Origin of the sequence: Streptomyces kaniharaensis (assembly GCF_009569385.1) — a bacterium.
Taxonomy (GTDB): domain Bacteria; phylum Actinomycetota; class Actinomycetes; order Streptomycetales; family Streptomycetaceae; genus Kitasatospora; species Kitasatospora kaniharaensis.
In genome coordinates this window covers 3,364,351-3,388,316 of the sequence record NZ_WBOF01000001.1, presented here as the reverse complement: position 1 = coordinate 3,388,316, position 23,966 = coordinate 3,364,351, and the positions used below count along the sequence as shown (strand labels likewise).

Genomic DNA, 23,966 nt, shown 5'->3' with positions numbered 1-23,966 from the left:
TCCTCGTTCGGGGCTGCCCTCGTTCGGGGTGTCCCCGTTCGGGCTTGTCCGCTCGTTCACAAGGGTCCGTAGGGCCGGCGGGCGGCTGGGCGATCACCCCGCGCTCAGTCCCACTCCAGGCCGCCGCGCCGCCACACGTAGGCGTAGGCGACGAAGACGGTGGCGATGAACAGGAGCATCTCGACCAGCCCGAAAATCCCGAGGGCGTCGAACGTCACCGCCCACGGGTAGAGAAAGACGATCTCGATGTCGAAGACGATGAAGAGCATCGCCGTCAGGTAGTACTTGATCGGAAACCGGCCGCCGCCCACGGGCTGCGGGGTCGGCTCGATGCCGCACTCGTACGCCTCCAACTTGGCCCGGTTGTAGCGCTTGGGGCCGGTGAGTGAGGCCATCACGACGGAGCCGACCGCGAACGCCGCCGCGATGGCACCGAGTACGAGGATCGGCGCGTAGGCATTCATAGCCCCGCTCCCTCCGTCCAGTCGTCCTTGACTGCAGATCGGAACCGACGGGTCACGCTGAGGTGAACCCGCGCTCCAGTTCCCGAGATCCACCTCATGTGAGGCAGTTCACAAAGCCTGGAACGAGCGCATCCTATGCCCGGCGGCTTGTGATCTGCGACACGCAGTTCGCCGTCATCTTTGTGATCTACACCACCCCTGGAATGCCGGCGAATGCGAACACGCCCAGAGTTGTCAACGCAAAGCAGTCAAATGGTCACAACCAGTCGCATTTACTTGTGAAGCGGCTGGTCAGGGCCGCGCTTCTATATCAACTATGCGTCGGCGATGGCAAATTTCCGGGCGCCATGTTGACGTGTTATAGCGGCTCACCCGGAGGGGTGGCGGGGGGCGAACGTTCGCTTGACCCTTCGTTCACAAGGGTGCGAAGTCGCTTTGGGGCCTTCCCCCTCCCCCACCCGCCCGCCGCCCGCCGCCCGCCGCCCGCCCCTCTCCCACGCTGGGCCATGCCTGGCCCAGCGCGCGGCACCCACCCCGGCCTCCGCCCGCTACCCGCTACCCCGTCGTCGTCCCCTGCCCTCGCGCCCCGCACCCTGGTGCCGCCGCGCCCTCGCGCCCCTTCCCTCTACGCGACCATTCGGTCTCTCGTCCTCTCGCCCGTCTCACCCCGGGGCCCAACCCTCCTTTCCGGACCGAGCCTCGGGCCCGTGTCCTGGTCGTCCCTCCGTTCCCAGGGACCGGTTACCGGCTACCGGCCGCCTGCTCCCAGACCCAGGCCGCGATGCCCACCCGGTTACGGGCACCGAGCTTGCGCTGGACGTTGGCGAGGTGGTTCTTCACCGTCCCAGGCGAGATGAACAGTCCCGCTCCGATCTCGGCGTTCGTCGCGCCATCTGCCACCAGTTCGGCGATCTCCCTTTCTCTCGTGGTCAGTTCCTCGACCGGGCCGGCTATCGGCGGCGCCGTCGCCACGGGCCCGGTACCGGCCCGCGGGTCGTCCGCTGGCGCCGCCATGTGCCGCAACAACCGGACGGTGACCTGCGGACTGATCAACGCGTCCCCGGCCATAGCCGCCCGTACCGCCTCGATCAGCAGCACCGGCCCCGAGCGCTTCAGCAGGAATCCCGCCGCGCCGTGCCGAAGGGCCGTGTGCACGTACTCGTCCAGGTCGAAGGTGGTCACCACGATCACCTTGCACTCCCCGGCCAGTTGCCGCGTGACCTCCAGACCGTCGAGCTTCGGCATCCGGATGTCCGCGAGCACGACGTCCGGCCGAAGCCGTCGGGCCTCCGCCACCGCCGCGGCACCGTCCGCCGCCTCCGCCACCACAGCCATGTCGGGCTGGGCGTCCAGGATCATCCGGAACGCACTGCGCACATCCGCCTGGTCGTCCGCCACCAGGATGCGAATCGGCCCTGAACCGCTGCTCATCTGCGCCTCTCCCCTGCACTGGTCCTCACCGGGATCTCCGGCCGCTCCAACCCCGCCTGCCCTTCCAGCGGCAACCTCGCCGTCACGCGCCAGGCCTCCCCCTCGTCCGCACCCGCGTCGAACGTGCCGCCCAGCGCCTCCACCCGGGCTGTCAGCCCCGGCAGTCCGCTGCCGCCGCTGCGGCGGGGTCGCCCGCCCGAACCCGGCGCTCGGCCGTCGTTCGTCACGGTCAACTCCAGCCACCCGCCGGTGTGGCGCGCCCGAACATCAACCTGCCGGGCGCCCGGGGCGTGCCGCCGGACATTGGTCAGCGCCTCGACGACAATTCGATGGGCTGTCCCCTCCACCTCCCTCGGGACCGGCTCGTCCGGCAGCTCCAGCCGGACCTCCGCGCCGCCCGATGCGGTGAACCGCTCGGCCACCTCGGCGAGTTCCGCCAGCCCTGGTTGGGGGCTGCGCCCAGTCCCCTCCTCCGTGCGCAGCAACTGAACCGTCCGGTCGAGCGACGCCAGGGCCCGCTGCCCGGCCTGCTCTATCCGTTCGAACATCGCGACCGCCCGGGCCGGGTCGATCGTGGCCAGGTATGCCCCGGCTTGTGCCTGGGCGACCATTCCGCTGACGTCGTGGGCGACGAAGTCGTGCAGGTCGTGGGCCAGGTCGAGCCGTTGGGCGCGTCTGGCCTCCGCCACCGCCCGCCGCCGCCCTTCGTCGAGCCCGCGCAGGTAGAGCCCGATCAGGACAGCAGGGAGCGAGAGGACCGCACCGAAGCCGAAGAGGGTGAACACGTCGTCCGGCCCGGTGACGCCGTCGAAGCGGGACGGCCAGAGCGCGACCGCACCACCGATGGTCCAGGTCGCCGCCGCACACCGCCGGCCCTCCTCGGTGCGCAGTGTGAGCACCGCCAGCAGGAGGAGGGCGGCCAGCTCGAACAGGCCGACCAGCCCGGGCCATCGGCTCGACTCCGTCCACCGACCGGCGAACCAGACGGCGGCCGAGACCGCCACCGACGCCGCTCCGGCCACACCTGCCACGGTCGCCAGTCCGAACCGCGTGCGCGCCGCCCACGCCGGCAGAACAGCGACCGGAACTACCAGCGCCAGCATATGAGTCATCGTCACATTCTCCATTCGGCTGCAGTCACAGTACGACGCGCCAGACGCTGGGCACCTGTGCCGATCGGCATATTTCACAGGCCTGTTGAGCTGGGAGAACAGCCCGATCGGCATCTGCCGAGACCCTCGGCCGACGGCGAGGCTTGAGTCATCGGATCGGCCACCGGGGCCGAACAGGAGGGGAGTTCAGCCATGACCAGGATCGTGATCGGGGCCCGCGGAGCGAGCACCGTAAGCATCGCCGCCGTCCGGCCCGCCCCGCGCTGGGCCGAGCTCGCCGCGAAGGCCACGGTCTGGACGACGCTGCCCTCGGGGCTGTGGCGGATCGCGTTCGGGTTCGGTGTCCCCGTCGGCTTCAGCGGTCAGCTGGCCGAGGACTACGGCCGCCATCAGCCGGGTTGGGGCACGGTGTACGTGATCGCGCTGAGTGCTCTGGCCGAGGGGCTGGCTTTCCTCACCGTCGGGCTGGTCCGGCCCTGGGGCCGGGTGGCGCCGACCTGGATCCCGCTGATCGGCGGCCGGGCCGTCCGCCCGCTGGCCGCCATCGTCCCGGCGGCGCTGGGTGCGGGCATCCTGACGTGGTTGGGCATGGCCGCACTGTTCGGCGGCTGGAGCAGCAACGCGAGTGACCCCGGCGCCCCGCGCGGCTTCGCCCTGGTGGTCATGACGCTCTGCTACCTGCCGCTGGTCGCCTGGGGCCCGTTGCTCGGTGCGGTGACCTTCGACTACGCCCGCCGCACCATAGGGCGCCGATGACGACCAGGACCGATCACACGGGCGCCGGCTCGGCGGCCGGCGCCGGCTCCTCCGCCTGGCGCGGGGCGGGGGCGGTGCGACGGCCCCACTCGGTCGCGACCAGCACCAGGGCCCCACCGAGCAGGGCGAGCGGACCCATCCGGTTGCCGGCGACGGCGATACCGAAGACGGCGGCCCAGAGCGGCTCGGTGCCGAGCAGCAGGCTCACCCGGGACGGCGATGTTGCCCGGACTGCCCACATCTGAACGAAGAAGGCGAACAGCGTGCAGAACAGGGACAGATGCAGCAGCCAGGCCCACTGGGCGGGCCCGTACAAGGCCGCGAGGGTCCACGGCGGCGGGCCGACGGACAGCGCGACCGTGCAGAACACGGCCGTCGCGGTGACGAGTTGCACCCAGGTCACGGCCAGCATGTCGGTGTTCCGGAGGACACGAGCCATGGTGAGCACGTACGCGGACCGGACGAGGGCGGCGCACAGCACCAGCAGATCGCCGAGCGTGGGCGGGCGGAGCCCGCCGTCCCCGGTGAGCAGCGCGACGCCGAGCACCGCCAGGCCGGCCGCCGCCAGGAAGGCGCGCGGCGGTGCCGTCCGGCTGAGGGCGCTCTCGCCGAGCGGGGTGAGCACCATCGCCAGGCTGATGATCAGTCCGGCGTTGGTGGCGGATGTGTGCACCGCGCCGTACGTCTCCAGCAGGAAGATCCCGCTGAGCACCACCCCGAGCCCGGCCCCGCCCAGCCACTCGGTGCGGCTCAGCCCGCGCAGCGCCCGTCGGGCGACCAACCCCAGCACCGGCAGGACCATCCCGAACCGCAGCACGAGCATCGCCACCACCGTCCCCGGCTCGGCCACCCGCTGGACGGCCAGGAAGCTCGACCCCCACACCACCGCCACGAGCAGCACCGGCAGATCACGAAGAACCGACGAGGACGAGGACAAGGACGAGGAGGCACGCATGGGTCAGATCCCTCCGAGCGAACGGAACCGGCGGGTGCGAGTACCGTACGGCGTCGGACGGCCCCCGGAGCTGGGCGGACGGCGCAGCGATGGACGAGGCAGGGTGCGGAGCGGAGCGCCATCCTTGCGCACCGGCTCGGTCGCGATCAACGGCCTGTCCGCGATGCGGCGGATCAGGCGGCGAGCAGACCGTGTGCCGCGGCGATCGCCTCGATGTCGGCCGGGGTCCCGGACATGATGGTGCGGACGCGCTCGGTGACGAGCTCGACGGGCCAGTCCCACCAGGCCGCACGCAGCAGTCGCTCGACGTCGGCGTCGTCGAAACGGCGCCGGATCGGGCGGGCGGGGTTGCCGCCGACGATGGTGTAGGGCTCGACGTCGGCGGTGACCACGGCGCCGGCCGCGATGATCGCCCCGTCACCGATCCGGACCCCGGGCAGGACGGTGGCGCCGAAGCCGAACCAGACGTCGTTGCCGACCACGGTGTCACCCCTGCTGGGGAGGCCGGTGACGATGTCGAGGGTCTGTTCGGTCCAGCTGCCGCCGAACATCGTGAACGGGAAGGTGGAGACGCCGATGGTCGGGTGGGCGGCGCCGGCCATCAGGAAGCGGGTGCCGGTGGCGAGCGCGCAGTACTTGCCGATCACCAGTCGCTCGGGCCCATAGGCATAGAGGACGTTGCGCTCCTCGAAGCGGGTGGCTCCGTCCGGGTCGTCGAAGTAGCTGTATTCGCCGACCTGGATCCTCGGGTCGGTGACGAGGGGGCGCAGTAGGACCACCCGGTCATGGCCGGCCAGCGGGTGGAGGGCGGTCGGGTCGGGGATGACAGTGGCGGTCAAGGGCAAGCTCCTCTCGTAATGCGACATGAGTCGCATTACGATGAGCATGGCACGGTGGCGCCGCCACGGCAAGCCTTAACGCGACTGGAGTCGACTTTGAACGAGAACCCCGACATCCCGACCCCCTACGCCCCGACGCCCCGTCCCGGCGGCCGGAGCGCCCGGGTCCGGGCGGACGTGGTCGCCGCCACGCTCGCCGAGGTCACCGAGAAGGGGTACGACGGCCTCACCGTCGACGCGGTCGCGGCCCGCTCCGGGGTCCACAAGGCGACTCTCTACCGGCGGTGGGGCGGGGTGGACGGCCTGGTCGCGGACGCTCTGACGGCCTCCGCCGACCAGCCCTGGCCACTACCCGACACCGGAGACCTCCGCGAGGACCTCCGCCGAATCACCCACGAGGTGTTCGCCGTCTTCACCGACCCCGACCTGGGCCCGACGCCCACCGCGCTGATCGGCGCCGCCCAACGCTCCGACGCCGGCGCCGCCGCCCTGCGCGCCTTCTTCGCGGCCCGCCACCGCCAGGCCGCCACGGTGGCCGAACGGGCTGCCGCCCGTGGCGAGTTGCCGGCCGGCACGGACGGCGCCGAGGTGGTCCGAGCCGCCACCGCCCCGCTCTACTACCGTCTCTTCGTCACCGGCGAGCCGCTGGACGCCCGCACCGCCGAGCGCGCCGCCGACGCCGCCGCCCTGGCCGCCCGCGCCGGGCTGTTCACGTCCACCCCTGCCACCCCGGAAACCCCCACCCCGGAAACCCCCTCCTCGGAAACCCCCACCCTGGAAACCCCCTCCTCGGAAGCTCGCGCCTCGGAAACCCCAACCCAGTGACCCCCACCCTGCGACCCCCACCCCAGAGGCCCGCGCCCCAGAGGCCCGCGCCCCAGAATCCGCACCCCGGAGACCAACTGACTCGCCCTCGCCCACACGCTCACCGACACACCCAGGGCGCCCACGCGGAACCCGCCACCCCACCGCCCCCTACCGAATCCCCACCCGGGCATGGATGATGCCTCCATGACAATCCCGCCGTCCACCACCCCCCGGAAGGCTCGTCACGTGAAGCGCATGCACTGGGCGCTGGTCGCCGTCGCCACCGTCCTCCCGCTCGCCGCGAGCACCGGCACCGCCGTCGCGGACACCCCCGCGCCAGCGCCGAGCGCCGCCTGCAGCTACACCCCGGCCGTGCCGGCCGACAACTTCAAGGGCATCCCGGTCTTCGAACCGGAGGAGGCCGCCGAGCCCTACCGCGCGACCCTGCGGACCAGTCAGGGCCGGATCACCTTCGAGGCGTTGACCGATAAGGCGCCCTGCACCACCTTCTCGTTCCGTTTCCTCGCCGAGCACGACTACTTCGACCGCACCCACTGCCACCGCCTCACCACCCAGCGGATCTACGTCCTCCAGTGCGGTGACCCGACCGGGACGGGCAGCGGCGGCCCCGGCTACTCCTTCCCGGACGAGAACTTGACCGGAGCCACCTACCCGGCCGGCACCGTGGCCATGGCCAACGCGGGTCCGAACACCAACGGCAGTCAGTTCTTCATCGTCTGGAAGGACACCAAGCTCTCGCCCGCCTACACCCCGTTCGGCCGGGTCACGGCGGGCATGGACGTCCTGCAGAAGATCGCCGCAGGCGGCGAGGACGACCAGAACAGCCCGGGCGACGGCTACCCCAACCTCCCGGTGGACATCCGGCACGTGAAGATCAGCACCGACTGACCCGAAGCCCGGCCCGAGAACGCCCCGCCCCGGGAACGCCCTGGCCCGAGAACGCTCCGCCCCCGGGAGCGCCCCGGCCCCAGGGCCGCCGGCCGGCGCCGCTCCCGTACGGTGGCAGCAGCATCGACACCGCACGGGAGCAGCGCCGCATGGACAGCAGGATCTGGGAGAGCGTCGACCACCTGGTCGCCTGGCTCGACGAGGAGAGCACGCAGTCGCCCCAGGAGGAGCGGCTGCTTCGGCTCCTCAAGCTCTCCGAGGAGATCGGCGAGGTCGGCGCCGCCGTGATCGGCGCCACCGGCCAGAACCCGCGCAAGGGCGTCACCCACACCTGGGAGGACGTCCAGCACGAGCTCTGCGACGTCGTCTTCTCCGCCCTGGTCGCCCTCCGGACGCTCACCCCCGACGCGGCCCGGGTCTTCGCCGACCGCCTCGCCTACGTCGAGCAGCGCTCCGCCGCCTCCCGCCGCCCGGACGACCGCCCGCCCGCCGATCGATGATCAGCAGAACGACCAGGAGCACGACCGCCGTCCGCACGACCGCCGCCCGCACGACCGCCGTCCGCACGACCGCCGCCCGGACGACCGTCGACGCGCAGCACCGCACACGGTCTAGGCGTTCGGCGCGACCTTGGCGAGGCCGTTGATGATGCGGTCCATGGCGTCGCCGCCCTGCGGGTCGGTGAGGTTGGCGAGCAGCTTGAGGACGAAGCGCATCAGCATCGGGTGGGTGAGCCCGCGCTGGGTGGCGAGCTGCATCACCGAGGGGTTGCCGATGAGCTTCACGAAGGCGCGGCCCAGCGTGTAGTAGCCGCCGTAGACGTCCTTGAGGATGCGCGGGTAGGCCTGGAGGGCGCGCTCCCGCCCGCCCTCGGTGATCCGGGCGTGGGCCTGGACGATGACGCCGGCGGCGATCTGGCCGGATTCCATCGCGTAGGCGATGCCCTCGCCGTTGAACGGGTTGACCATGCCGCCCGCGTCGCCGACGAGCAGCAGGCCGCGGGTGTAGTGCGGCTGCCGGTTGAAGGCCATCGGCAGCGCGGCGCCGCGGATCGGGTCGGTCATGTTCTCGGGGGTGTAGCCCCACTCCTGCGGCATGCTCGCGCACCAGGCCTTGAGCACCTCGCGCCAGTCGAGTTCGCCGAACGCGGGCGAGGAGTTGAGGATGCCCAGGCCGACGTTGGAGGTGCCGTCGCCCATGCCGAAGATCCAGCCGTAGCCGGGCAGCAGCTTGCGCTGGTCCGCGCGGGTGTCCCACAGCTCCAGCCACGACTCCAGGTAGTCGTCGTCGTGGCGCGGGGAGGTGAAGTACGTCCGGTAGGCGACGCCCATCGGCCGGTCCTCGCGCCGGTGCAGGCCCATGGCGAGCGAGAGCCGGGTGGAGTTGCCGTCGGCGGCGACGACGAGCGGGGCGCGGAACGTGACCGGCCGCTTCTCGTCACCGAGCTTGGCGGTGACGCCGACGATCCGGCCGGTGCGGTCGTCCAGCACCGGCCCGCTGACGTTGCAACGCTCGTAGAGCCGTGCGCCGGCCTTCTCCGCCTGACGGGCCAGCAGCTCGTCGAAGTCGGCGCGCTTGCGGACGAGACCGTAGTCGGGGAAGGCGGCGAGCTCGGGCCAGTCGAGTTCCAGCCGCACGCCGCCGCCGATGATGCGCAGGCCCTTGTTGTGCAGCCAGCCGTTCTCGGTGGAGACGTCGATGCCCATGTCCACCAGCTGCTTGGTGGCCCGCGGGGTGAGGCCGTCGCCGCACACCTTCTCGCGGGGGAAGGAGGTCTTCTCCAGCAGCAGCACGTCCAGCCCGGCCTGGGCGAGGTAGTACGCGGTGGTGGAGCCGGCCGGGCCCGCGCCGACCACGATGACGTCCGCCGTGCTCTCGACGGTGCTGTCCGGCTTCGTCGGATCGGCTGCGGTCTCGGACACGGTGGACACACTCCTGGAGCTGCGGCTGGGGGACGGCGGCTTTCGTCTCCGGCAGTGTAGTTCCCGTCCCGTTCCCGTCCCCGCAGCGATGGCCGTCGGCGGCCCGGCGGCAGGCGGCCCCAACGAGCGGCGACCGCCCGATCGGCTACGCGACCTTGTACGCGCGGTGCAGCGCGACGATTCCGCCCGTCAGGTTCCGCCAGGCGACCTTCGACCAGCCGGCCTCCTGCAGCTTGGCGGCCATGGCGGGCTGGTCCGGCCAGGCCCGGATCGACTCGGCGAGGTAGACGTAGGCGTCCGGGTTGCTGCTGACGGCGGTGGCGACCGGCGGCAGGGCGCGCATCAGGTACTCGGTGTAGACGGTGCGGAACGGCGTCCAGGTCGGGGTGGAGAACTCGCAGAGCACCAGCTTGCCGCCGGGCTTGGTGACCCGGTACATCTCTCGCAGCGCCGCGTCGGTGTCGTGGACGTTGCGCAGCGCGAAGGAGATGGTGACGACGTCGAAGGTGTCGTCCGCGAACGGCAGCCGGGTGGCGTCCCCGGCGGTGAGCGCCAGCTCGGGGTGGCGGCTCTTGCCCTCGGCGAGCATGCCGACCGAGAAGTCACACGGGACGACCTTGGCGCCGGCCTCCGCGAACGGCAGCGAGGAGGTGCCGGTGCCGGCCCCCAGGTCGAGCACGAGGTCCCCCGGTCCGGCGGCCACCGCCTCGGCCACCGCCCGGCGCCAGGCCCGGGCCTGGCCGAGGGAGAGCACGTCGTTGGTGCGGTCGTACTTGGCCGCGACGTCGTCGAACATGGCGGCGACTTCGTGCGGCTGCTTGTCCAGAGAGGCTCGGGTCACGGCCCCATTGTTCACCCTGACGTCGGCGCGCGAGGCAACGGGGCGGCTCGGAGGCGCCGAACGCGCCCCTGCCAGGGCACTCCACGCACCAGAACGCGGCACCAGAACGCGGCACCAGAACGCAGCAGCACAACACGGCACCAGAAGACAACGCGAGAGCACCAGCGCGCAGCACACAGCACCTCAGTGCTGCGCGCGCCGCCCGCCCGCGCGCCGCTTCCTCCGCGAGCGCTTGCCGTGCGTGATGGCCGGCATCCCCTCGGCCAGCGCCCCGGTCGCCAGCGCGACGGTGGTGGCGAGCCTGCCCTGCATGCCGCGGACGGCGATCGCCCGCCGGTGCCGCCGGATCCGCAGCACGCAGACCAGGAACAGGACCACCGCCACCGGCACGCTGAACCGGGCGAGCCCGATGCCGACCGGCTGCGGGTAGGTGTCGCCGCAGATCCGCACCGCGCCCGCGTCGTCGGCGGCGTGCTCCAGGCAGACCGCGTCGCCGACCTTGGTGCCGTCCGCGAGCGGCAGCGCCGCGGCGGTGTGCTGCTGACCGCCCGCCCGGTAGCTGACGGCACTGTAGGTGCCGCCGCCGGTCGGGAGCTGGGTGACGACGCCCTCCACTCTCACCGGGTGGGCCGCGATCCGGTCGGCCTGGTCGGCCTGGCGCCAGCCGAGCAGGCACATGCCGACGGCCAGTACGGCGCTGAGCACGGCGGCGAGGTACCAGCCACGGCCCAACCGCGGGATGCGCGGCGGGGGGACGGTCGCGGGTTGCATGGTTCCTGTCCTGGCTTGCCTTCGGGGCCTGGGACGTGGCCCCGCCACCCGCGGGGGCGGGCGGTGGTGTGGTGAGGGTACGGAGTGAGCTGTCCGGGATGGTATCCGCTGGCGGGCCCTCAGGTCACGGCGAAGGGGGAATCACCCGGCCGTGCGGACCGCTCAGTTCGGCAGCACACGAAGGAAGTCCCGTATGCGGCAAGGAAGTCCGGATGTTCCCCGGTAGAGCCCGGCTTGCTCAGCGTCGCCGGTACACCAGCCGACCGCCGAGCACGGTCGCCAGACAGCCCCCGGGCATCGGCCGCCCACCGCCCTCGCCACCGATCGCAGACGCCGCCGGCGCCGCGGAAACCGTGAACACCGCGAAGTCCGCCCGGCCCCCGGCCACGACCCGCCCGTGCACGGCAGCCGCGAGCGGCAGCACGGCGAGCGGATCCAGCGGCCCCTCAGACGCCGCCTCCCGAGCAGCCTCGCCCTCCCCCGCGCCGGCCACCGGACCGCCCGCCGAACCGACCAGCCCCGAACGCGCCACCGCCGTCCGGACCGCGGCCCGCTCGAACGGCCCGGCCACCGCCGTCACCCCGAAGCCCAGCATCCGTTGCAGCCCCCGCCGGGCGCTCGCCCCGCACCGCGCGTCGTCGACCTCCCCGACCAGTCCGTCCCGCACCGGCTCGACGCCGATCTCCTCCCGCGGATCCGGGTGGTAGGCGCGCTCCAGCAGCCAGTGCCCGTACGGGTTGCGCAGCCCCGGCGTGAGCACGGCCTGGCCCCACTCCCGTACCCGGGCCCCGGGGTGCTCCGCCGTCAGGGCGTCGAACGATCCCACGGCCTCGACGAGTTCACCGCGCACCAGCACCGCCCCGTCTTCGAGCGACGGGGCGGTGGGATCGGCGGGATCGGGCAGCACGAACGCCGCCCGGTGCAGGGTCAGCACGGCAGTGGAGGGCTCAGTTGTCGAGGATCTTCAGTTCGGGGTGCGCGGTGCCGCCCTCGATCGCGGTCGAGGCGATGTGCGAGGCGACGCGCGGGTCGACCGGGTCGTTCGCCGGGTCGTCCAGCACCCGCAGGTGCTCGTACGTGGTCGAGCGCTGCGCTGGGACGCGGTCGGCGGCCCGGATGAGGTGGATCAGCTCGGTGAGGTTGGAGCGGTGCTTGGCGCCGGCCGCCGAGACCACGTTCTCCTCCAGCATGACCGAGCCGAGGTCGTCCGCGCCGTAGTGCAGCGACAGCTGGCCGGCTTCCTTGCCGGTGGTGAGCCAGGAGCCCTGGATGTGGGCGACGTTGTCGAGGAAGAGGCGGGCGATCGCGATCATCCGCAGGTACTCGAAGACGGTCGCCTGCGTGGACCCCTTCAGGTGGTTGTTCTGCGGCTGGTAGGTGTAGGGGATGAAGGCCCGGAAGCCGCCGGTGCGGTCCTGCACGTCGCGGATCATCCGCAGGTGCTCGATCCGCTCGGCGTTGGTCTCGCCGGTGCCCATCAGCATGGTAGAGGTGGACTCCACACCGAGGCCGTGCGCGACCTCCATGATCTCCAGCCAGCGCTCGCCGGACTCCTTGAGCGGGGCGATCGCCTTGCGGGGGCGCTCCGGCAGCAGCTCGGCGCCGGCGCCTGCGAAGGAGTCCAGGCCGGCCTTGTGGATCCGGGTGACGGCCTCCTCGATCGAGACGCCCGAGATCCGGGACATGTGCTCGACTTCGGAGGCGCCCAGCGAGTGGATCACCAGCTGCGGGAAGTCGGCCTTGATCGCCGAGAACGCGCGCTCGTAGTACTCGACGCCGTAGTCCGGGTGGTGGCCGCCCTGGAACATGATCTGGGTGCCGCCCAGCTCGACCGTCTCCGCGCAGCGGCGCAGGATCTCGTCGAGCTCCCGGGACCAGCCCTTGTCGCTCTTCGGCGGCACGTAGAAGGCGCAGAACTTGCACGCCGTCACACAGACGTTGGTGTAGTTGATGTTGCGTTCGATGATGTACGTCGCGATGTGCTCGGTACCGGCGTAGCGGCGGCGGCGCACCGCGTCGGCCGCCGAGCCGAGCGCGTGCAGCGGCGCCGAACGGTACAGCTCCAGCGCCTCCTCGGGGGTGATCCGGCCCCCGCCGGCGGCCCGGTCGAGCACGGCCTGCAGGTCGGTGCTGGGCGCATCGAGGGTGGTCGCTGCGAGCTCGGACACCTGGCGGCCTTCTCTCTCTCGGGTACCTCCGGGTACCGCTCGGGTACTGCCTCGGGTACTGCTGTTCTCGCTCTTGTACTGCTGTTCTCGCCGGTACGGCAGCCGCGACCACGTGCGTCCGGGCACGGCCGAACCAGCCTACGCCAGCCCTGTCCGGCCCCCGCGTCAGCCCGCTGCCCCGTCCGCCTTCCGCATCGTGCCGGCCGGGTTGCCGGCCACCGGGTCGGCGGAGGTGAACCGGATCGTGCCGTCGTTCTGCAGGGTGAGGGTCTCCGTGTAGGAGCCGCCGGAGCACGCGCCGGGCAGGGTGGAGCGGACGAGCCGGGACTCGAACACGAGCTTGGTCGCGGACGCCGACCTCAGCTTCCAGGCGCCTTCGCAGCTGAGCGAGATCAGGCCGGAGACGGCGTTGCGGCTCGTGGTGTTCTCCTGCCCGATCGCGGCCGGACCGATGGTGAGCGTCGTGGTGCCGGCCGGCAGGCCCTTCTCGGTGACCATGTCCCCGCGCCAGACCCCCAGGAAGGCGGACGGCACCACACTCGGACCGCTGGGCGCCCCCGTCACCTCGTCCGGCGCGGGCGACGCGCTCCCCGAGGACATCGGAGCGCCGGACGTGGGAGCGCCGGATGACGGAGCGCCGGACGACGGTGGGGCCTGCGGCTCGGTACTGCCGCTCCCGCCACCGGACACGGTGGGCGAGGAACTGCCGGAGGCCGTGACCACCGGATCCGGCTGCTGCATCCACCGGTACGTCCCGTACCCGCCGCCCCCGAGCGCCAGCAGCGCGAGCACCACCCCCGTCGCGAGCCTGGCCCGTCCGCGCGGGGAGCCAGTCGTCGACGAGGCCGACGGAGCAGAAGGCACGACCGTCGGCGTCCGCTCCACCCTCGGAGACGCCGGAGCAGACGACGCCGAGGGAGCAGAAGACACCGAAGAAGAAGGCACTGGATCGGACACCACCGGATCGGGCGCCTCCCCCTCCAGGTCCAGCAGCTCCACCGCACTGCGCCCCACCGCCGCCGCCAGCGCGGACGGCAGCCACCCGCCGTGCCGCAGCCGGGCGGAGGCCGTGCCGTCCGGGTCCAGCCGGGTACGGAGCTGTTGTGGGGTGGGCCGGGCCGCCGGGTCCTTGGCGAGGCAGTCGAGGACGATCTCGCGCAGCTGCCCGGTCAGCCCGCGGACGTCCGGCTCCTCGTGCAGGACCCGGTACAGCAGTACGGCCGCGCTGACGCCCTCCCCGAACGGGTGCAGCCCGGTGGCCGCGAAGGCGAGCACCGCGCCGAGCGAGAAGACGTCGCCGGCCGGTCCGACGGACTGCCCGTTCGCCTGTTCGGGCGACATGAAGCCGGGTGAGCCGACCACGTAACCCGACTGGGTGAAACCGCTGGCGGCGTCCAGGGCGCGGGCGATGCCGAAGTCGATCAGCCGGGGCCCGTCGAGGGTGAGCAGCACGTTGGACGGCTTGACGTCGCGGTGCACCAGCCCGAGCCCGTGCACGTGGGCCAGGGCCTCGGCGAGCCCGATGCCGAGGGTGCGCACGGCCGGCTCGGGCAGCGGCCCGAAGTCGTGGACGGCGGTGCCGAGCGCGGGGCCGGCCACGTAGCCGGTGGCCACCCACGGGTGTTCGCCCTCGGTGTCGGCGTCCAGGACGGGCGCGGTCCAGTCGCCGCCGACCCGGCGGGCGGCGGCCACCTCCTGCCGGAACCGGGCACGGAACTCGGCGTCGTCGGCCAGCTCGTCGCGCACCACCTTGACGGCGACGGTGCGGCCGCCGGCCGTCCGGCCGAGGTAGACCCGGCCCATGCCGCCCGCGCCGAGCCGTCGCAGCAGCCGGTAGGCGCCGATCCGGCGCGGGTCGTCCGGCCCCAGTGACTGCATCGCCCGCCACGCTCCCCTCGCCGCCGGCGGCCCGCCTCCCGAACTGCTCCCGGGCGTCCGCATCGCGCGCGCCCGGGAGCAGACCGTACCGGTCTCAGCCGACCGGCGCTGGCTCCAGATCCACCGGGGGCTCCGCCGCCGGCGCGACCGAACCCTCCGCGGTGATCTCCGCGGGCTCCAGCAGCCGGACGGCGACGTCGGGCGCGAAGCCGCTGTCGTGCGCGACCCGGCGGGCGAACTCTGCGACGCCGGCCAGCTGCCGCTCGCCGAGCGAGAAGTCGAGCGCCTCGCTGAAGTACCGTTCCAGCACGTCGGCGTCGAAGTCCTCCCAGCGGGCGGCCTGCTCGGCGACCTTGGCGGCCTCGACCAACGACAGGTCGCGGGACTCCAGGAAGGCCCGGTGCACGGCGGCGGTCAGGGCGGGCCGGCGCTCGGCGAAGTCACGGCGGACGGCCCAGACGGCGAAGACGAACGGCAGGCCCGTCCATTCCTTCCACATCGCGCCGAGGTCGTGCACGGTCAGCCCGAGGTCGGCGGCCTGCCCGAGGTAGGCGCGCAACGCGGGGTCGCCGATCAGGACGGCGGCGTCCGCGTCGGCGAGCATGGCGCTGAGGTCGGGCGGGCAGCTGAAGTACTCCGGGTGGACGCCCTCGCGCTCCTCCAGGAGCAGGCGGGCGAGCCGGACGGAGGTGCGGCTGGTGGAGCCGAGGGCGACCCGGCGGCCGTCGAGGTCGCCCAGCGGGACCTTGCTGACGATCACGCAGGACATCACCGGGCCGTCACTGCCGACCGCGATGTCGGGCAGGACCAGCAGTTCGTCGGCGTTGCGCAGGTACTCCACGCAGGTGATCGGCCCGATGTCGAGCGTGCCGTCGACCAGCTGGTCGCTGAGCTTCTCGGGGGTGTCCTTGGTGAGGTCGAGATCGAGCAGATTGCCGGTTCTGGCGAGACCCCAGTAGAGGGGTACGCAGTTCAGGAACTGAATATGCCCGACCCGCGGCCTGACCGGGGTGTTCTCCTGGGGCTCCCGCGTTTCCGCTTCCGGTTCTGCCACTGCGCCGCTCCCTTGCTGTTCGTGCGCCTCCCCGCAGCGTATGCCCGCGGTTTCGGAGGGCGAGCACCCACCCTCCCGACACGCGCCGTGCGCACCGCAGTTCACCCCTGGTCGTCACAGCGACCGCATGCTAGCGTTGCCCTCAGTTGCAGTTTGATTCCCCTTGCAGTACTTGAAGCCTGCGGAGCATGTAACCGCAGGCTTTTTGTAGTTTTTCAGCAATATCGAAAAACTTCGGACTCGTCCGGAGGCAGGGCGATCAGCGCAGCGGACCGGGTGCCACACGGTGTGGTCCCCGACACGCCTCGCAAGGAGAACGGCATGGCCACGGGAACCGTCAAGTGGTTCAACGCTGAGAAGGGCTTCGGCTTCATCGCCCAGGAGGGCGGCGGCCCCGACGTCTTCGTCCACTACTCCGCCATCAACGCGAGCGGCTTCCGCTCGCTGGAGGAGAACCAGGCGGTCAGCTTTGACGTCACCCAGGGTCCGAAGGGCCCGCAGGCGGAGAACGTCACCGCTATCTGACCATCCTCTGATGTTCTGATCGCTCGGGACCCCCACGGGTCCGCCGGCGGCTCCCGACAGCCGTCACCATGAGCACAAGAGCAACACCCAAGGGGGCCCGCCCATCCGGCGGGCCCCCTGCCTTTTCACCGCCGCTCGACGGACTTCACCGTCGCTCGGCCGACGTCGCCGTCGCTCAGCGGACGGTACCCGGGGCGAACGGGAACCAGTGCTGGTTGTCCCCGCCGGTGCAGTCCCACTGCCGGGCCGGGGCACCGTTGTCGGTCCGCCAGTCGGCGATCTCCAGGCACTTGCCGCTGTGCGCGTTGACCAGCTGCCAGCCGACGGCGGGGACCCAGGTCCGGATCCAGCTCTGGTTGGCACCGCCGGTGCAGTCCCACTGGCGGGCGGGGGCACCGTTGTCGGTGCGCCAGTCCGCGATCTCCAGGCACTTGCCGCTGAACGCGTTGACCAGCGACCCCGTCCCCCCGGACGTCCGGACCCCCTGGACGTTCCACTGCTGGCTGGCGCCGCCCGTGCAGTCCCACTGCCGGGCCGGGGCGCCGTTGTCGGTGCGCCAGTCGGCGATCTCCAGGCACTTGGGGTCGAACGCGACACCCCAGGTGACGGTGGTCGGGATGGTCTGCTGGTACGCGCCGGCGCTGGGCGCGCCGAGCGAGAAGAGGAGAGCGGCACCGAGGGCGCCGGCGACTATGCGGGCTCTGACAGCCATGCTGGTGACATCCAGTCGGGAGGAGGGGCTCGTACCGGTCCACGGACCGGGCACCCGGCCGGGGAGAAGATCATCCGGCGGGGCGCAGCGGACACCCTAGCGCCGCCCGCCCCGCCGGTCACCAGGGATTCGCGACTCCCTGACAGCACGCAACGGGCCCTCCCCCGTCAGGGAGAGGGCCCGTTCGGGAGAGGGCGTGTCAGGCGGCGGCCGGAGCGGCGCCTTCGGCGGCCTGGGCCGGAAAGGCGGCCGGGCCGTCCAGCAGGTCGCCGGTCGGGTTGTCGTAGGCCTCGCGGTCGATGATGCCCTCACGGGCGGCCACGATGATCGGCACCAGCGCCTGTCCGGCGACGTTCGTCGCTGTGCGCATCATGTCGAGGATCGGGTCGATGGCGAGCAGCAGGCCGACGCCTTCCAGGGGAAGGCCCAGGGTGGAGAGGGTCAGGGTCAGCATGACGATCGCGCCGGTGAGGCCCGCGGTGGCGGCCGAGCCGATGACCGAGACGAAGGCGATCAGCAGGTAGTCCCTGATGCCGAGGTCGATGTTGTAGACCTGGGCGACGAAGATCGCGGCGATTGACGGGTAGATCGCGGCGCAGCCGTCCATCTTCGTGGTGGCGCCGAACGGGACGGCGAAGGACGCGTACTCGCTCGGGACGCCGAGGCGCTCGGTGACGCGGCGGGTGACCGGCAGGGTGCCGACCGAGGAGCGCGAGACGAAGGCCAGCTGGATGGCGGGCCAGGCGCCCTTGTAGAAGTTCAGGGGGTTGAGGCCGCCGGCGAACTTCAGCAGCAGCGAGTAGACGACGAACAGCACCAGCGCGCAGCCGGCGTAGATGTCGACGGTCAGGGTGGCGAAGGGCTTGAGCAGGTCCCAGCCGTACTTGGCGACGGACTTGCCGATCAGGCCGAGGGTACCGAGCGGGGAGAGCCGGATGACCCACCACAGGGCGGTCTGGGTCAACTCCAGGACGGACTCGCTGAACCTGAGGACAGGCTCGGCCTTGCTGCCGAGCTTGATGACCGCCGCGCCGACCACGACCGCCATGAAGACGATCTGCAGCACGTTCACCTCGGTGAACGCGGTGACGATGTTGGTCGGGAAGATGCCGGTGAGGAAGTCGACCCAGGTGCCGCCGCCCTTGGGCGCCTTGAGGCCCTCGGTGCTGAGGCCGCTGCCCCGGCCGGGGTCGGTCAGCAGGCCGAGGCCGAGGCCGATGGCGACCGCGATCAGCGAGGTGATCAGGAACCAGAGCAGGGTGCGGCCGGCGAGGCGGGCCGCGTTGGTGACGCCCCGCAGGTTGGCGACGCTCACCACGATCGCGGTGAACACCAGCGGCGGGACGGCCAGCTTGAGCAGCTGGACGAAGGTCTTGCCGATGGTCTCCAGGGTGGTGGCCAGCCAGGAGATGTCGGCGGCGCGGGCCAGGTAGCCGAGGCCGACGCCCAGCACGAGGCCGGCGACGATCTGCACCCAGAACGGGGTCCTGCGGATGCGGGCGAGCACGGACGGCGACGAGGTCGCCTCGGGCGCTGTGGACATGGGGGTGCGACTCCGGGGAGCGAGGCTGACGGTGAGGTGAGGGGTGAGGCGGGGAACGGCGGCACGGCGCAAGGGACCGCACGGGAGGGGCTCGGCCCCCGGTCAGGGGCGTGCCGCCGGAATACAGCTCATGGCGCGACAACGGCGCGGGCTGTCCACAGCACCTGGCAGGCGGCACGCGCGGACGGCCGCGGGCAGGGGGCCCTGGCCGTGCGTCCGGAGTGCGTCTGAGGTGGTCACGGCCGACACGTTAGCAGTAAAGGTTTGAGGCCTTCAAAGTAGTTGTTTGAGATGGCGTTGACCGAGGCCCAGTTATACGTATAACTTTGCCGGCGTCCCCCAACCCCTGTGTGGACGACCCCTGCCCGCGCCTGCCCCCACGGGAGACCCGCCGATGGGCTATCTCGCCCTGCTCCGTGCCCCGCACGTCAGCCGCCTGCTCTTCGGCACCCTGCTCGGCCGCCTGCCGGCCGGCATGACCGCCCTGGTGATCGCCCTCGCCCTGCGCGAGGCCGGCGCGCCGTACGGCCGGATCGGGCTGGCCACCGCCGCCTACGCGATCTCCGCGGCCGTCGGCGGGCCGGTGCTCGGCCGGATCGTCGACCGCACCGGGCAGCCGCGCGTCCTGCTCGCCTCCGCCGTCGTCGCGGGCGGCGGCTACGCGCTGCTCGCCCTCGCGCCCGGCTCGGCGCTCGCCGCGCCCGTCGGCGCCGCGATCGCCGGGCTGGCCATGCCCCCGCTCGAACCCTGCCTGCGCTCGCTCTGGCCCGCCGTGGTCGAGGAGGAGCAGCTGGACACCGCCTACGCCTTCGACTCCGCCTCGCAGCAGATCCTCTACGTGGCAGGGCCGCTCGCCGTCGCCGGGATCGCGGGCCTCTTCAGCCCGGTCGCGGCGCTGTGGGTGGCGGCCGGACTGGGCCTGGCGGGCGCGCTGATCGTGGCCACCGCCGCACCGGCCCGCGCCTGGCGGGCCCCGCAGCGCGAGCACTCCGCCGGGCTCCTCGGCCCGCTGCGCTCCCCCGGCCTGGTGCTGCTGCTGATCGGGCTGGCCGGGGCCGGCTGGGCGGTCGGCGCGCAGAACGTGCTGTTCATCGCCTACGCCGAGCGCCACGCCGGCGCTCTGCCGGGTGGTGCCGGCACGCTGCTGGCGATGGCCGCGCTCGGCGGGCTGCTGGGCGCGCTCGCGTACGGGGCGGTGAAGTGGCGCAGCAGCACGGCGACCCGGACGTGGGTGATGGCGGTCGTGATGGCCGGGTCCTACCTGCCGCTGGTGGTACTGCCCGGGCCGTACCCGATGGCCGCGCTGGCGTTCCTGTCGGGGATCCTGCTGGCGCCGCTGCTGGCCGCGGCGTTCGTGCTGGTCGCCGAGCTGGCGCCGACCGGGACGGTGACCGAGGCGTTCGCCTGGCTGGTGACGCTGTTCGCGACCGGCAACTCGCTCGGCTACGCGGTGTCCGGCCACCTCGCCGAGGGCTCGCTGCAATCGGTGGCGCTCTGCGCGACGGGCGGGATCGGGCTGGGCGGTGTGCTGCTGTTCGGCGCGCGCCGCTGGTTCCGGGCGGTGCCGCTCGCGCCGGTCGCACGGCCGGTGGCGGTGGGCTGACCGGCCCCCGAGAACGGCTGCGCCCGCCGGTGGTCTGGACCGGCGGGCGCAGTTTGTTTGCGTCCCGAACGCCTGAGCCTGGGCCTCAGTGCGCCGGTGCGGTGGAGGAGCGCAGCACCAGGGAGGTCGCCAGCGGGGAGAGCGGGGCCACCCGGTCGCCGCGCAGCAGACCCGCCAGGGCGGCGGCACCCGCACGGCCCAGTTCCTCGCCGGGCAGGTCGACCGTGGTCAGCGGCGGGGCCAGCAGCGCGGCCACCGGCACGTTGTCCATGCCGACCACGGACAGCTCGTCCGGCACCCGCACTCCCAGCTCGGCGGCGGCCTGGTAGACGCCGGAGGCCACCACGTCGTCGTCGCAGATGACCGCGCGCGGGCGGTCCGGGCGCTCCAGCAGCCGGCGTGCCACGCTCCGGGCGGCGGGCTGGCCCTCGTTGATGCTCACGCCCAACTCGATGACATCCAGGCCGAGTTCGGCGGCGGCCTGCTCGAAGGCGGCCTGCCGCACCCGGAAGGTGTAGGCGGAGTGGGTGGAGCGCAGCCGCCCGATCCGGCGGTGGCCGATGCCTGCGAGGTGCTCGACCGCGGCCCGCATTCCGCCCGCGACGTCGAGCTCGATGGTCGGCCGGGCCCGGTCGGTGCCCGGGTCGGCGTCCAGGAAGACGGCGGGGGTGTCGGCGGGCAGCTCGCCGAGCTGGCTGTCGTCCGGCGAGCAGATCAGCAGGCCGTCGAAGCGGCTGGTGGTGGCGGCCTCGGCGAGGGTGGCACTCCCCCAGCCGGAGCTGACCACGACGGCCAGGCCGTGTCGCCCGGCCTCCTCGTGGACGCCCTCCAGCACCCGGCCGAAGAAGGGGCCGAGGATGTTCGGCACGGCGAGAAGGATCATCCCGCTGCGGCCCAGGCGCAGCTGACGTCCGGCCGCCTGTGGGCGGTAGCCGAGGCTGCGGGCGGCTTCCCGGACCCGCTGCCGGGTGGCGTCGGAGACCCGGGAGCCGGCCTCGGAGCCGGAGAACACCAGGGAGACGGTGGCCTGCGAGACCCCGGCGAGCCGGGCCACGTCCCGGCCGGTGGGCCGGCGCACCGGGGCCGGCCAGGTGCCGGCCGCGTCACCGGCGCGCCGGGCCTCGACGGGCGGCTCATTGGCGGACGACTCAGCGGCAGACGGCTCGGCGGCGGGTCGCTCGGGAGTCGGCTGGTCGGGAGTCGGCTGCTCGGGAGTCAGCTGGTCGGGGGCCTGCGGGAGGTCGGAGGGGGCGGGCACGGCGGCTGCGGTGAGGGCGTCCGGGGCCGGGCTCAGTTCCGCGACGCCGCGGCCGCTCGGGCGGCCTCGTCGGCGGCGTCCTCCTCGGCGTTCTGCGCGGCGATCCGCTCGGCGGTGCGGCTGCGCATGCCGGCGACCTTGGTGGAGATCTGCGCGGACATCTCGTCGCGCTGCCTGCTCAGCAGCACGTAGCTGAGCGGCGCGGAGACGATCGCGGCCAGCAGGAAGAGGAAGATCATGCCTGCTTCGCCTCTGACCGGGATGATCCCGAAGTGGCCGAGCAGCAGCGCCGCCAGCAGGCAGCCGAGGAAGATGCTGACCCGCAGCGAGGTGTAGCGGAGCGTGGCGTGCGACTTCTCGGTGCCGTTGCTGCTCACTGGGACACATCCTTACTGCACGGGAGGCGGGGGCCGGTCTCCCAGTGAAGCATGCCCGACGGCCGGAGCGGGGAACGGGTTGACCGTCCCCCGGCTCCGCGGTCCGCGTCAGCGCAGGTCGAGCCAGAAGGTGATGTCGTCGCGGTCGTCACCCGGGGCGACCCGGATCGCGGCCGGCACCCGGCCGACCTCCCGGTAGCCGCAGCGGCTGTAGAAGCTCTCCAGGCCCTGGCCGCCGCGCGCGGTCAGCCGCAGGCTCTGCAGCCCCCACTCCCGGGCGACCCGCTCCGCCTCGGCCATCAGCTGGACGCCGTAGCCGCGGCCTTGGGAGTCGGGGTGCACCATGACCCGCTTGAGCATCCGCCAGTGCTCCATGAGGTCGAAGCGCATCGACTCGAAGAACAGCACGCCGACCAGCCTGCCGGTCTCCGTCTCGTGGGCGACCAGCATCCGGTCCGGGCCGGCGGGGGCCGTGTCGGCGAACTGGCGGTCGGCGGTGTCCCGGACCTCGTCCTCCGTCACCGGGGCCACGAAGCCGACGGCGCCGCCGGCGTTGGTGACGTCGGCCCACAGGCGGACGATCGCACCGCGCAGGTCGGGGTCGGGCTTCGGGTCCAGGGTGAAGGTGAGTGTCATAGGCGCAGAGCCTAGTCGCCCATTACGACAACGCCACGGCCGCCCGGTCCCCGCGGACGGTGCGCAGTGCCAGGCAGAGGCCGACGGCCACCACGCAGAGCGCGCCGGCGCCGTACCAGGTGAGGTCGTAGTCACCGAGGGCGTCCCGGGCGAGGCCGGCCAGCCCGGCCACGGCGGCCGCGCCGATCTGGTGCGCGGCCAGCGTCCAGCCGAAGACGATCGGCGCGTCCTCGCCGAAGTGCCGGCGGCACAGCGCGACGGTCGGCGGCACGGTGGCCACCCAGTCCAGGCCGTAGAAGACGACGAAGGCCAGGATCGGCGGTTGCAGCGAGCCGGCGAGCAGCTGCGGCAGCAGGACCAGGGAGAGTCCGCGGAGTGCGTAGTAGACGACCAGCAGGAGCCGGGAGTCGACGCGGTCGGTGAGCCAGCCGCTCGCGATGGTGCCTGCCACGTCGAAGACGCCGATCAGGGCGAGCAGGCTCGCCGCGGTGGTGACCGGCATGCCGTGGTCGTGGGCGGCCGGGATGAAGTGGGTGCCGACCAGGCCCGCCGTGGTGGCACCGCAGATCGCGAAGGAGCCAGCCAGCAGCCAGAACGCCCGGGTGCGGGCGGCGTCCCGGAGCACCCGCAGCGAGCGGGCCACCGCCCGGCCGCCGGCGGGCACGGAGGGAGGCTCCTCGGTCGCGCCGTACGGAAGGAGGCCGATGTCCGCGGGCCGCTCGCGCATCAGCAGCAGGACCGGGACGGCGACCGCGCTGGCCGCGAGCGAGACCACGACCACCGCCGAGCGCCAGCCGTGCTGTTCGACCAGCCAGGCGCCGACCGGCAGGAAGATCAGGTTTCCCGCCGCCCCCGCGGCCGTCAGCACGCCGGTGACCAGGCCCTGGCGGGCCCGGAACCAGCGGCCGGTGATGGTGGTGGCGAAGGCGCCCGCCATCGAGCCGCTCCCGAGGCCCACCAACACGCCCCAGCAGAGCACCAGTTGCCAGGGCTCGCGCATCAGCATGGTGAGCCCGGAGCCGACCGAGATGGTGAGCAGCGCGCAGACCACGACCAGGCGGACGCCGAAGCGGTCCATCAGGGCGGCGGCGAAGGGGGCGGTGAGGCCGTAGAGGGTGAGGTTGACGGAGGTGGCGCTGGAGATCGTCCCGAGCGACCAGCCGAACTCGTTGTGCAGGGCGTCCATCATCAGGCTGGGCGTGGAGCGGAAGCCGGCCGAGCCGAGCAGCACCAGCAGGGAGACGCCGGCGACCACCCAGGCGTAGTGCACCCGGGGCCGGCCGGGTCGGGCGTCAGGCGTCGCATCGACAGCTGCGGCTTCATCGACGGGCGTGGGGGCGAGGACGTTGCGTTCGGTCACGCGGTCGAGTGTCGCGGTCCGGCCGGGCCACGACGAGTGGCCTGA

General features: G+C 72.6%; 23 protein-coding genes and 1 pseudogene. 6 read left to right on the top strand and 18 right to left on the bottom strand.

Going from position 1 to position 23,966, the window contains the following annotated elements; translation table 11 throughout:
• Positions 1–104: 104 nt before the first annotated feature.
• The 3 genes from F7Q99_RS15545 to F7Q99_RS15535 all read right to left on the bottom strand — a co-directional run bounded on the left by F7Q99_RS15545 (position 105) and on the right by F7Q99_RS15535 (position 3,007).
• Entirely contained in the window at positions 105–464 is a 360-nt protein-coding gene (locus F7Q99_RS15545; RefSeq protein ID WP_030060100.1) for an NADH-quinone oxidoreductase subunit A, read from the bottom strand.
• A 741-nt stretch (positions 465–1,205) separates the two neighbouring features.
• Entirely contained in the window at positions 1,206–1,895 is a 690-nt protein-coding gene (locus tag F7Q99_RS15540; RefSeq protein ID WP_153462023.1) for a response regulator, read from the bottom strand.
• Entirely contained in the window at positions 1,892–3,007 is a 1,116-nt protein-coding gene (locus tag F7Q99_RS15535) for a sensor histidine kinase (RefSeq protein WP_153462021.1), read from the bottom strand. Before F7Q99_RS15535 ends, F7Q99_RS15540 begins: the two co-directional genes overlap by 4 nt.
• 192 nt (positions 3,008–3,199) lie before the next feature.
• Here F7Q99_RS15535 and F7Q99_RS15530 point away from each other — a divergent pair, with 192 nt between their 5' ends.
• Positions 3,200–3,763, top strand: coding sequence for a hypothetical protein (locus F7Q99_RS15530; RefSeq protein ID WP_230210231.1), 564 nt, complete (start codon positions 3,200–3,202; stop codon positions 3,761–3,763).
• A 13-nt stretch (positions 3,764–3,776) separates the two neighbouring features.
• Here F7Q99_RS15530 and F7Q99_RS15525 read toward each other — a convergent pair whose 3' ends face one another.
• Together F7Q99_RS15525 and F7Q99_RS15520 are read right to left on the bottom strand one after the other, a co-directional pair.
• Positions 3,777–4,718, bottom strand: coding sequence for a DMT family transporter (locus F7Q99_RS15525; protein WP_153462019.1), 942 nt, complete (start codon positions 4,716–4,718; stop codon positions 3,777–3,779).
• A gap of 173 nt (positions 4,719–4,891) precedes the next feature.
• Positions 4,892–5,584, bottom strand: a complete 693-nt coding sequence (locus F7Q99_RS15520) for a CatB-related O-acetyltransferase (RefSeq protein ID WP_153462017.1) — start codon at positions 5,582–5,584, stop codon at positions 4,892–4,894.
• A gap of 69 nt (positions 5,585–5,653) precedes the next feature.
• On the opposite strand from F7Q99_RS15520, the gene F7Q99_RS15515 reads away from it, so the two are divergent.
• The 3 genes from F7Q99_RS15515 (at position 5,654) to F7Q99_RS15505 (ending at position 7,773) form a co-directional block, all read left to right on the top strand.
• Complete coding sequence (locus F7Q99_RS15515; RefSeq protein WP_230210229.1) at positions 5,654–6,382, top strand: TetR/AcrR family transcriptional regulator; 729 nt, start codon at positions 5,654–5,656, stop codon at positions 6,380–6,382.
• Positions 6,383–6,568: 186 nt separating this feature from the next.
• Positions 6,569–7,273 (top strand): peptidylprolyl isomerase, encoded by a 705-nt coding sequence (locus F7Q99_RS15510; protein ID WP_153462013.1) that lies wholly within the window; start codon positions 6,569–6,571, stop codon positions 7,271–7,273.
• 149 nt (positions 7,274–7,422) lie between these two features.
• Positions 7,423–7,773, top strand: coding sequence for a MazG-like family protein (locus F7Q99_RS15505; RefSeq protein WP_153462010.1), 351 nt, complete (start codon positions 7,423–7,425; stop codon positions 7,771–7,773).
• A gap of 111 nt (positions 7,774–7,884) precedes the next feature.
• On the opposite strand, the gene F7Q99_RS15500 is transcribed toward F7Q99_RS15505, so the two are convergent.
• The 7 genes and pseudogenes from F7Q99_RS15500 to F7Q99_RS15470 all read right to left on the bottom strand — a co-directional run.
• Positions 7,885–9,195, bottom strand: a complete 1,311-nt coding sequence (locus F7Q99_RS15500; protein ID WP_326846701.1) for a geranylgeranyl reductase family protein — start codon at positions 9,193–9,195, stop codon at positions 7,885–7,887.
• Positions 9,196–9,340: 145 nt separating this feature from the next.
• Positions 9,341–10,036, bottom strand: coding sequence for a demethylmenaquinone methyltransferase (locus F7Q99_RS15495; protein ID WP_326846700.1), 696 nt, complete (start codon positions 10,034–10,036; stop codon positions 9,341–9,343).
• A gap of 183 nt (positions 10,037–10,219) precedes the next feature.
• On the bottom strand, positions 10,220–10,807 hold the full coding sequence (locus F7Q99_RS15490; RefSeq protein ID WP_153462004.1) for a hypothetical protein: 588 nt from the start codon (positions 10,805–10,807) through the stop codon (positions 10,220–10,222).
• A 238-nt stretch (positions 10,808–11,045) separates the two neighbouring features.
• A complete protein-coding gene (locus F7Q99_RS15485) occupies positions 11,046–11,741 on the bottom strand; it encodes an amidohydrolase family protein (RefSeq protein WP_326846699.1) in 696 nt (231 codons plus the stop codon).
• Positions 11,742–11,754: 13 nt separating this feature from the next.
• Positions 11,755–12,975 (bottom strand): cyclic dehypoxanthinyl futalosine synthase, encoded by a 1,221-nt coding sequence (mqnC, locus tag F7Q99_RS15480; protein ID WP_326846698.1) that lies wholly within the window; start codon positions 12,973–12,975, stop codon positions 11,755–11,757.
• A gap of 165 nt (positions 12,976–13,140) precedes the next feature.
• Entirely contained in the window at positions 13,141–14,853 is a 1,713-nt protein-coding gene (locus tag F7Q99_RS15475; protein WP_153462002.1) for a serine/threonine-protein kinase, read from the bottom strand.
• A gap of 172 nt (positions 14,854–15,025) precedes the next feature.
• Positions 15,026–15,907: pseudogene (locus tag F7Q99_RS15470) on the bottom strand (menaquinone biosynthetic enzyme MqnA/MqnD family protein); the annotation flags it as partial.
• 321 nt (positions 15,908–16,228) lie between these two features.
• Between F7Q99_RS15470 and F7Q99_RS15465 the strand changes: the two are divergent.
• Positions 16,229–16,432: a cold-shock protein gene (locus F7Q99_RS15465; RefSeq protein ID WP_030060085.1), complete on the top strand. Its 204-nt coding sequence runs from the start codon at positions 16,229–16,231 to the stop codon at positions 16,430–16,432.
• A gap of 175 nt (positions 16,433–16,607) precedes the next feature.
• Here the strand turns inward: F7Q99_RS15465 and F7Q99_RS15460 are convergent, their stop codons facing one another.
• Positions 16,608–17,144, bottom strand: coding sequence for an RICIN domain-containing protein (locus F7Q99_RS15460; protein ID WP_153462000.1), 537 nt, complete (start codon positions 17,142–17,144; stop codon positions 16,608–16,610).
• Positions 17,145–17,343: 199 nt separating this feature from the next.
• A complete protein-coding gene (locus F7Q99_RS15455; protein WP_153461998.1) occupies positions 17,344–18,687 on the bottom strand; it encodes a dicarboxylate/amino acid:cation symporter in 1,344 nt (447 codons plus the stop codon).
• A gap of 394 nt (positions 18,688–19,081) precedes the next feature.
• On the opposite strand from F7Q99_RS15455, the gene F7Q99_RS15450 reads away from it, so the two are divergent.
• Positions 19,082–20,290, top strand: a complete 1,209-nt coding sequence (locus tag F7Q99_RS15450) for an MFS transporter (protein ID WP_153461996.1) — start codon at positions 19,082–19,084, stop codon at positions 20,288–20,290.
• A gap of 85 nt (positions 20,291–20,375) precedes the next feature.
• Here the strand turns inward: F7Q99_RS15450 and F7Q99_RS15445 are convergent, their stop codons facing one another.
• The 4 genes from F7Q99_RS15445 to F7Q99_RS15430 all read right to left on the bottom strand — a co-directional run bounded on the left by F7Q99_RS15445 (position 20,376) and on the right by F7Q99_RS15430 (position 23,921).
• The gene (locus F7Q99_RS15445) at positions 20,376–21,548 is read right to left on the bottom strand and encodes a LacI family DNA-binding transcriptional regulator (RefSeq protein WP_153461994.1); all 1,173 of its coding nucleotides are present in this window, start codon (positions 21,546–21,548) and stop codon (positions 20,376–20,378) included.
• Positions 21,549–21,580: 32 nt separating this feature from the next.
• On the bottom strand, positions 21,581–21,925 hold the full coding sequence (locus F7Q99_RS15440; protein WP_326846697.1) for a DUF4229 domain-containing protein: 345 nt from the start codon (positions 21,923–21,925) through the stop codon (positions 21,581–21,583).
• Between the two features lie 108 nt (positions 21,926–22,033).
• Positions 22,034–22,561: a GNAT family N-acetyltransferase gene (locus F7Q99_RS15435; protein WP_153461992.1), complete on the bottom strand. Its 528-nt coding sequence runs from the start codon at positions 22,559–22,561 to the stop codon at positions 22,034–22,036.
• 22 nt (positions 22,562–22,583) lie between these two features.
• Positions 22,584–23,921: an MFS transporter gene (locus F7Q99_RS15430; RefSeq protein WP_326846696.1), complete on the bottom strand. Its 1,338-nt coding sequence runs from the start codon at positions 23,919–23,921 to the stop codon at positions 22,584–22,586.
• Between the last annotated feature and the right edge of the window lie 45 nt (positions 23,922–23,966).

Coding starts and splice junctions, on each gene's coding strand:
- F7Q99_RS15545 (WP_030060100.1), bottom strand. CDS start 464: ATGAATGCCTACGCGCCGATCCTCGTACTCGGTGCCATCGCGGCGGCG.
- F7Q99_RS15540 (WP_153462023.1), bottom strand. CDS start 1,895: ATGAGCAGCGGTTCAGGGCCGATTCGCATCCTGGTGGCGGACGACCAG.
- F7Q99_RS15535 (WP_153462021.1), bottom strand. CDS start 3,007: ATGACTCATATGCTGGCGCTGGTAGTTCCGGTCGCTGTTCTGCCGGCG.
- F7Q99_RS15530 (WP_230210231.1), top strand. CDS start 3,200: ATGACCAGGATCGTGATCGGGGCCCGCGGAGCGAGCACCGTAAGCATC.
- F7Q99_RS15525 (WP_153462019.1), bottom strand. CDS start 4,718: ATGCGTGCCTCCTCGTCCTTGTCCTCGTCCTCGTCGGTTCTTCGTGAT.
- F7Q99_RS15520 (WP_153462017.1), bottom strand. CDS start 5,584: ATGTCGCATTACGAGAGGAGCTTGCCCTTGACCGCCACTGTCATCCCC.
- F7Q99_RS15510 (WP_153462013.1), top strand. CDS start 6,569: ATGACAATCCCGCCGTCCACCACCCCCCGGAAGGCTCGTCACGTGAAG.
- F7Q99_RS15505 (WP_153462010.1), top strand. CDS start 7,423: ATGGACAGCAGGATCTGGGAGAGCGTCGACCACCTGGTCGCCTGGCTC.
- F7Q99_RS15490 (WP_153462004.1), bottom strand. CDS start 10,807: ATGCAACCCGCGACCGTCCCCCCGCCGCGCATCCCGCGGTTGGGCCGT.
- F7Q99_RS15475 (WP_153462002.1), bottom strand. CDS start 14,853: ATGCAGTCACTGGGGCCGGACGACCCGCGCCGGATCGGCGCCTACCGG.
- F7Q99_RS15465 (WP_030060085.1), top strand. CDS start 16,229: ATGGCCACGGGAACCGTCAAGTGGTTCAACGCTGAGAAGGGCTTCGGC.
- F7Q99_RS15460 (WP_153462000.1), bottom strand. CDS start 17,144: ATGGCTGTCAGAGCCCGCATAGTCGCCGGCGCCCTCGGTGCCGCTCTC.
- F7Q99_RS15455 (WP_153461998.1), bottom strand. CDS start 18,687: ATGTCCACAGCGCCCGAGGCGACCTCGTCGCCGTCCGTGCTCGCCCGC.
- F7Q99_RS15450 (WP_153461996.1), top strand. CDS start 19,082: ATGGGCTATCTCGCCCTGCTCCGTGCCCCGCACGTCAGCCGCCTGCTC.
- F7Q99_RS15435 (WP_153461992.1), bottom strand. CDS start 22,561: ATGACACTCACCTTCACCCTGGACCCGAAGCCCGACCCCGACCTGCGC.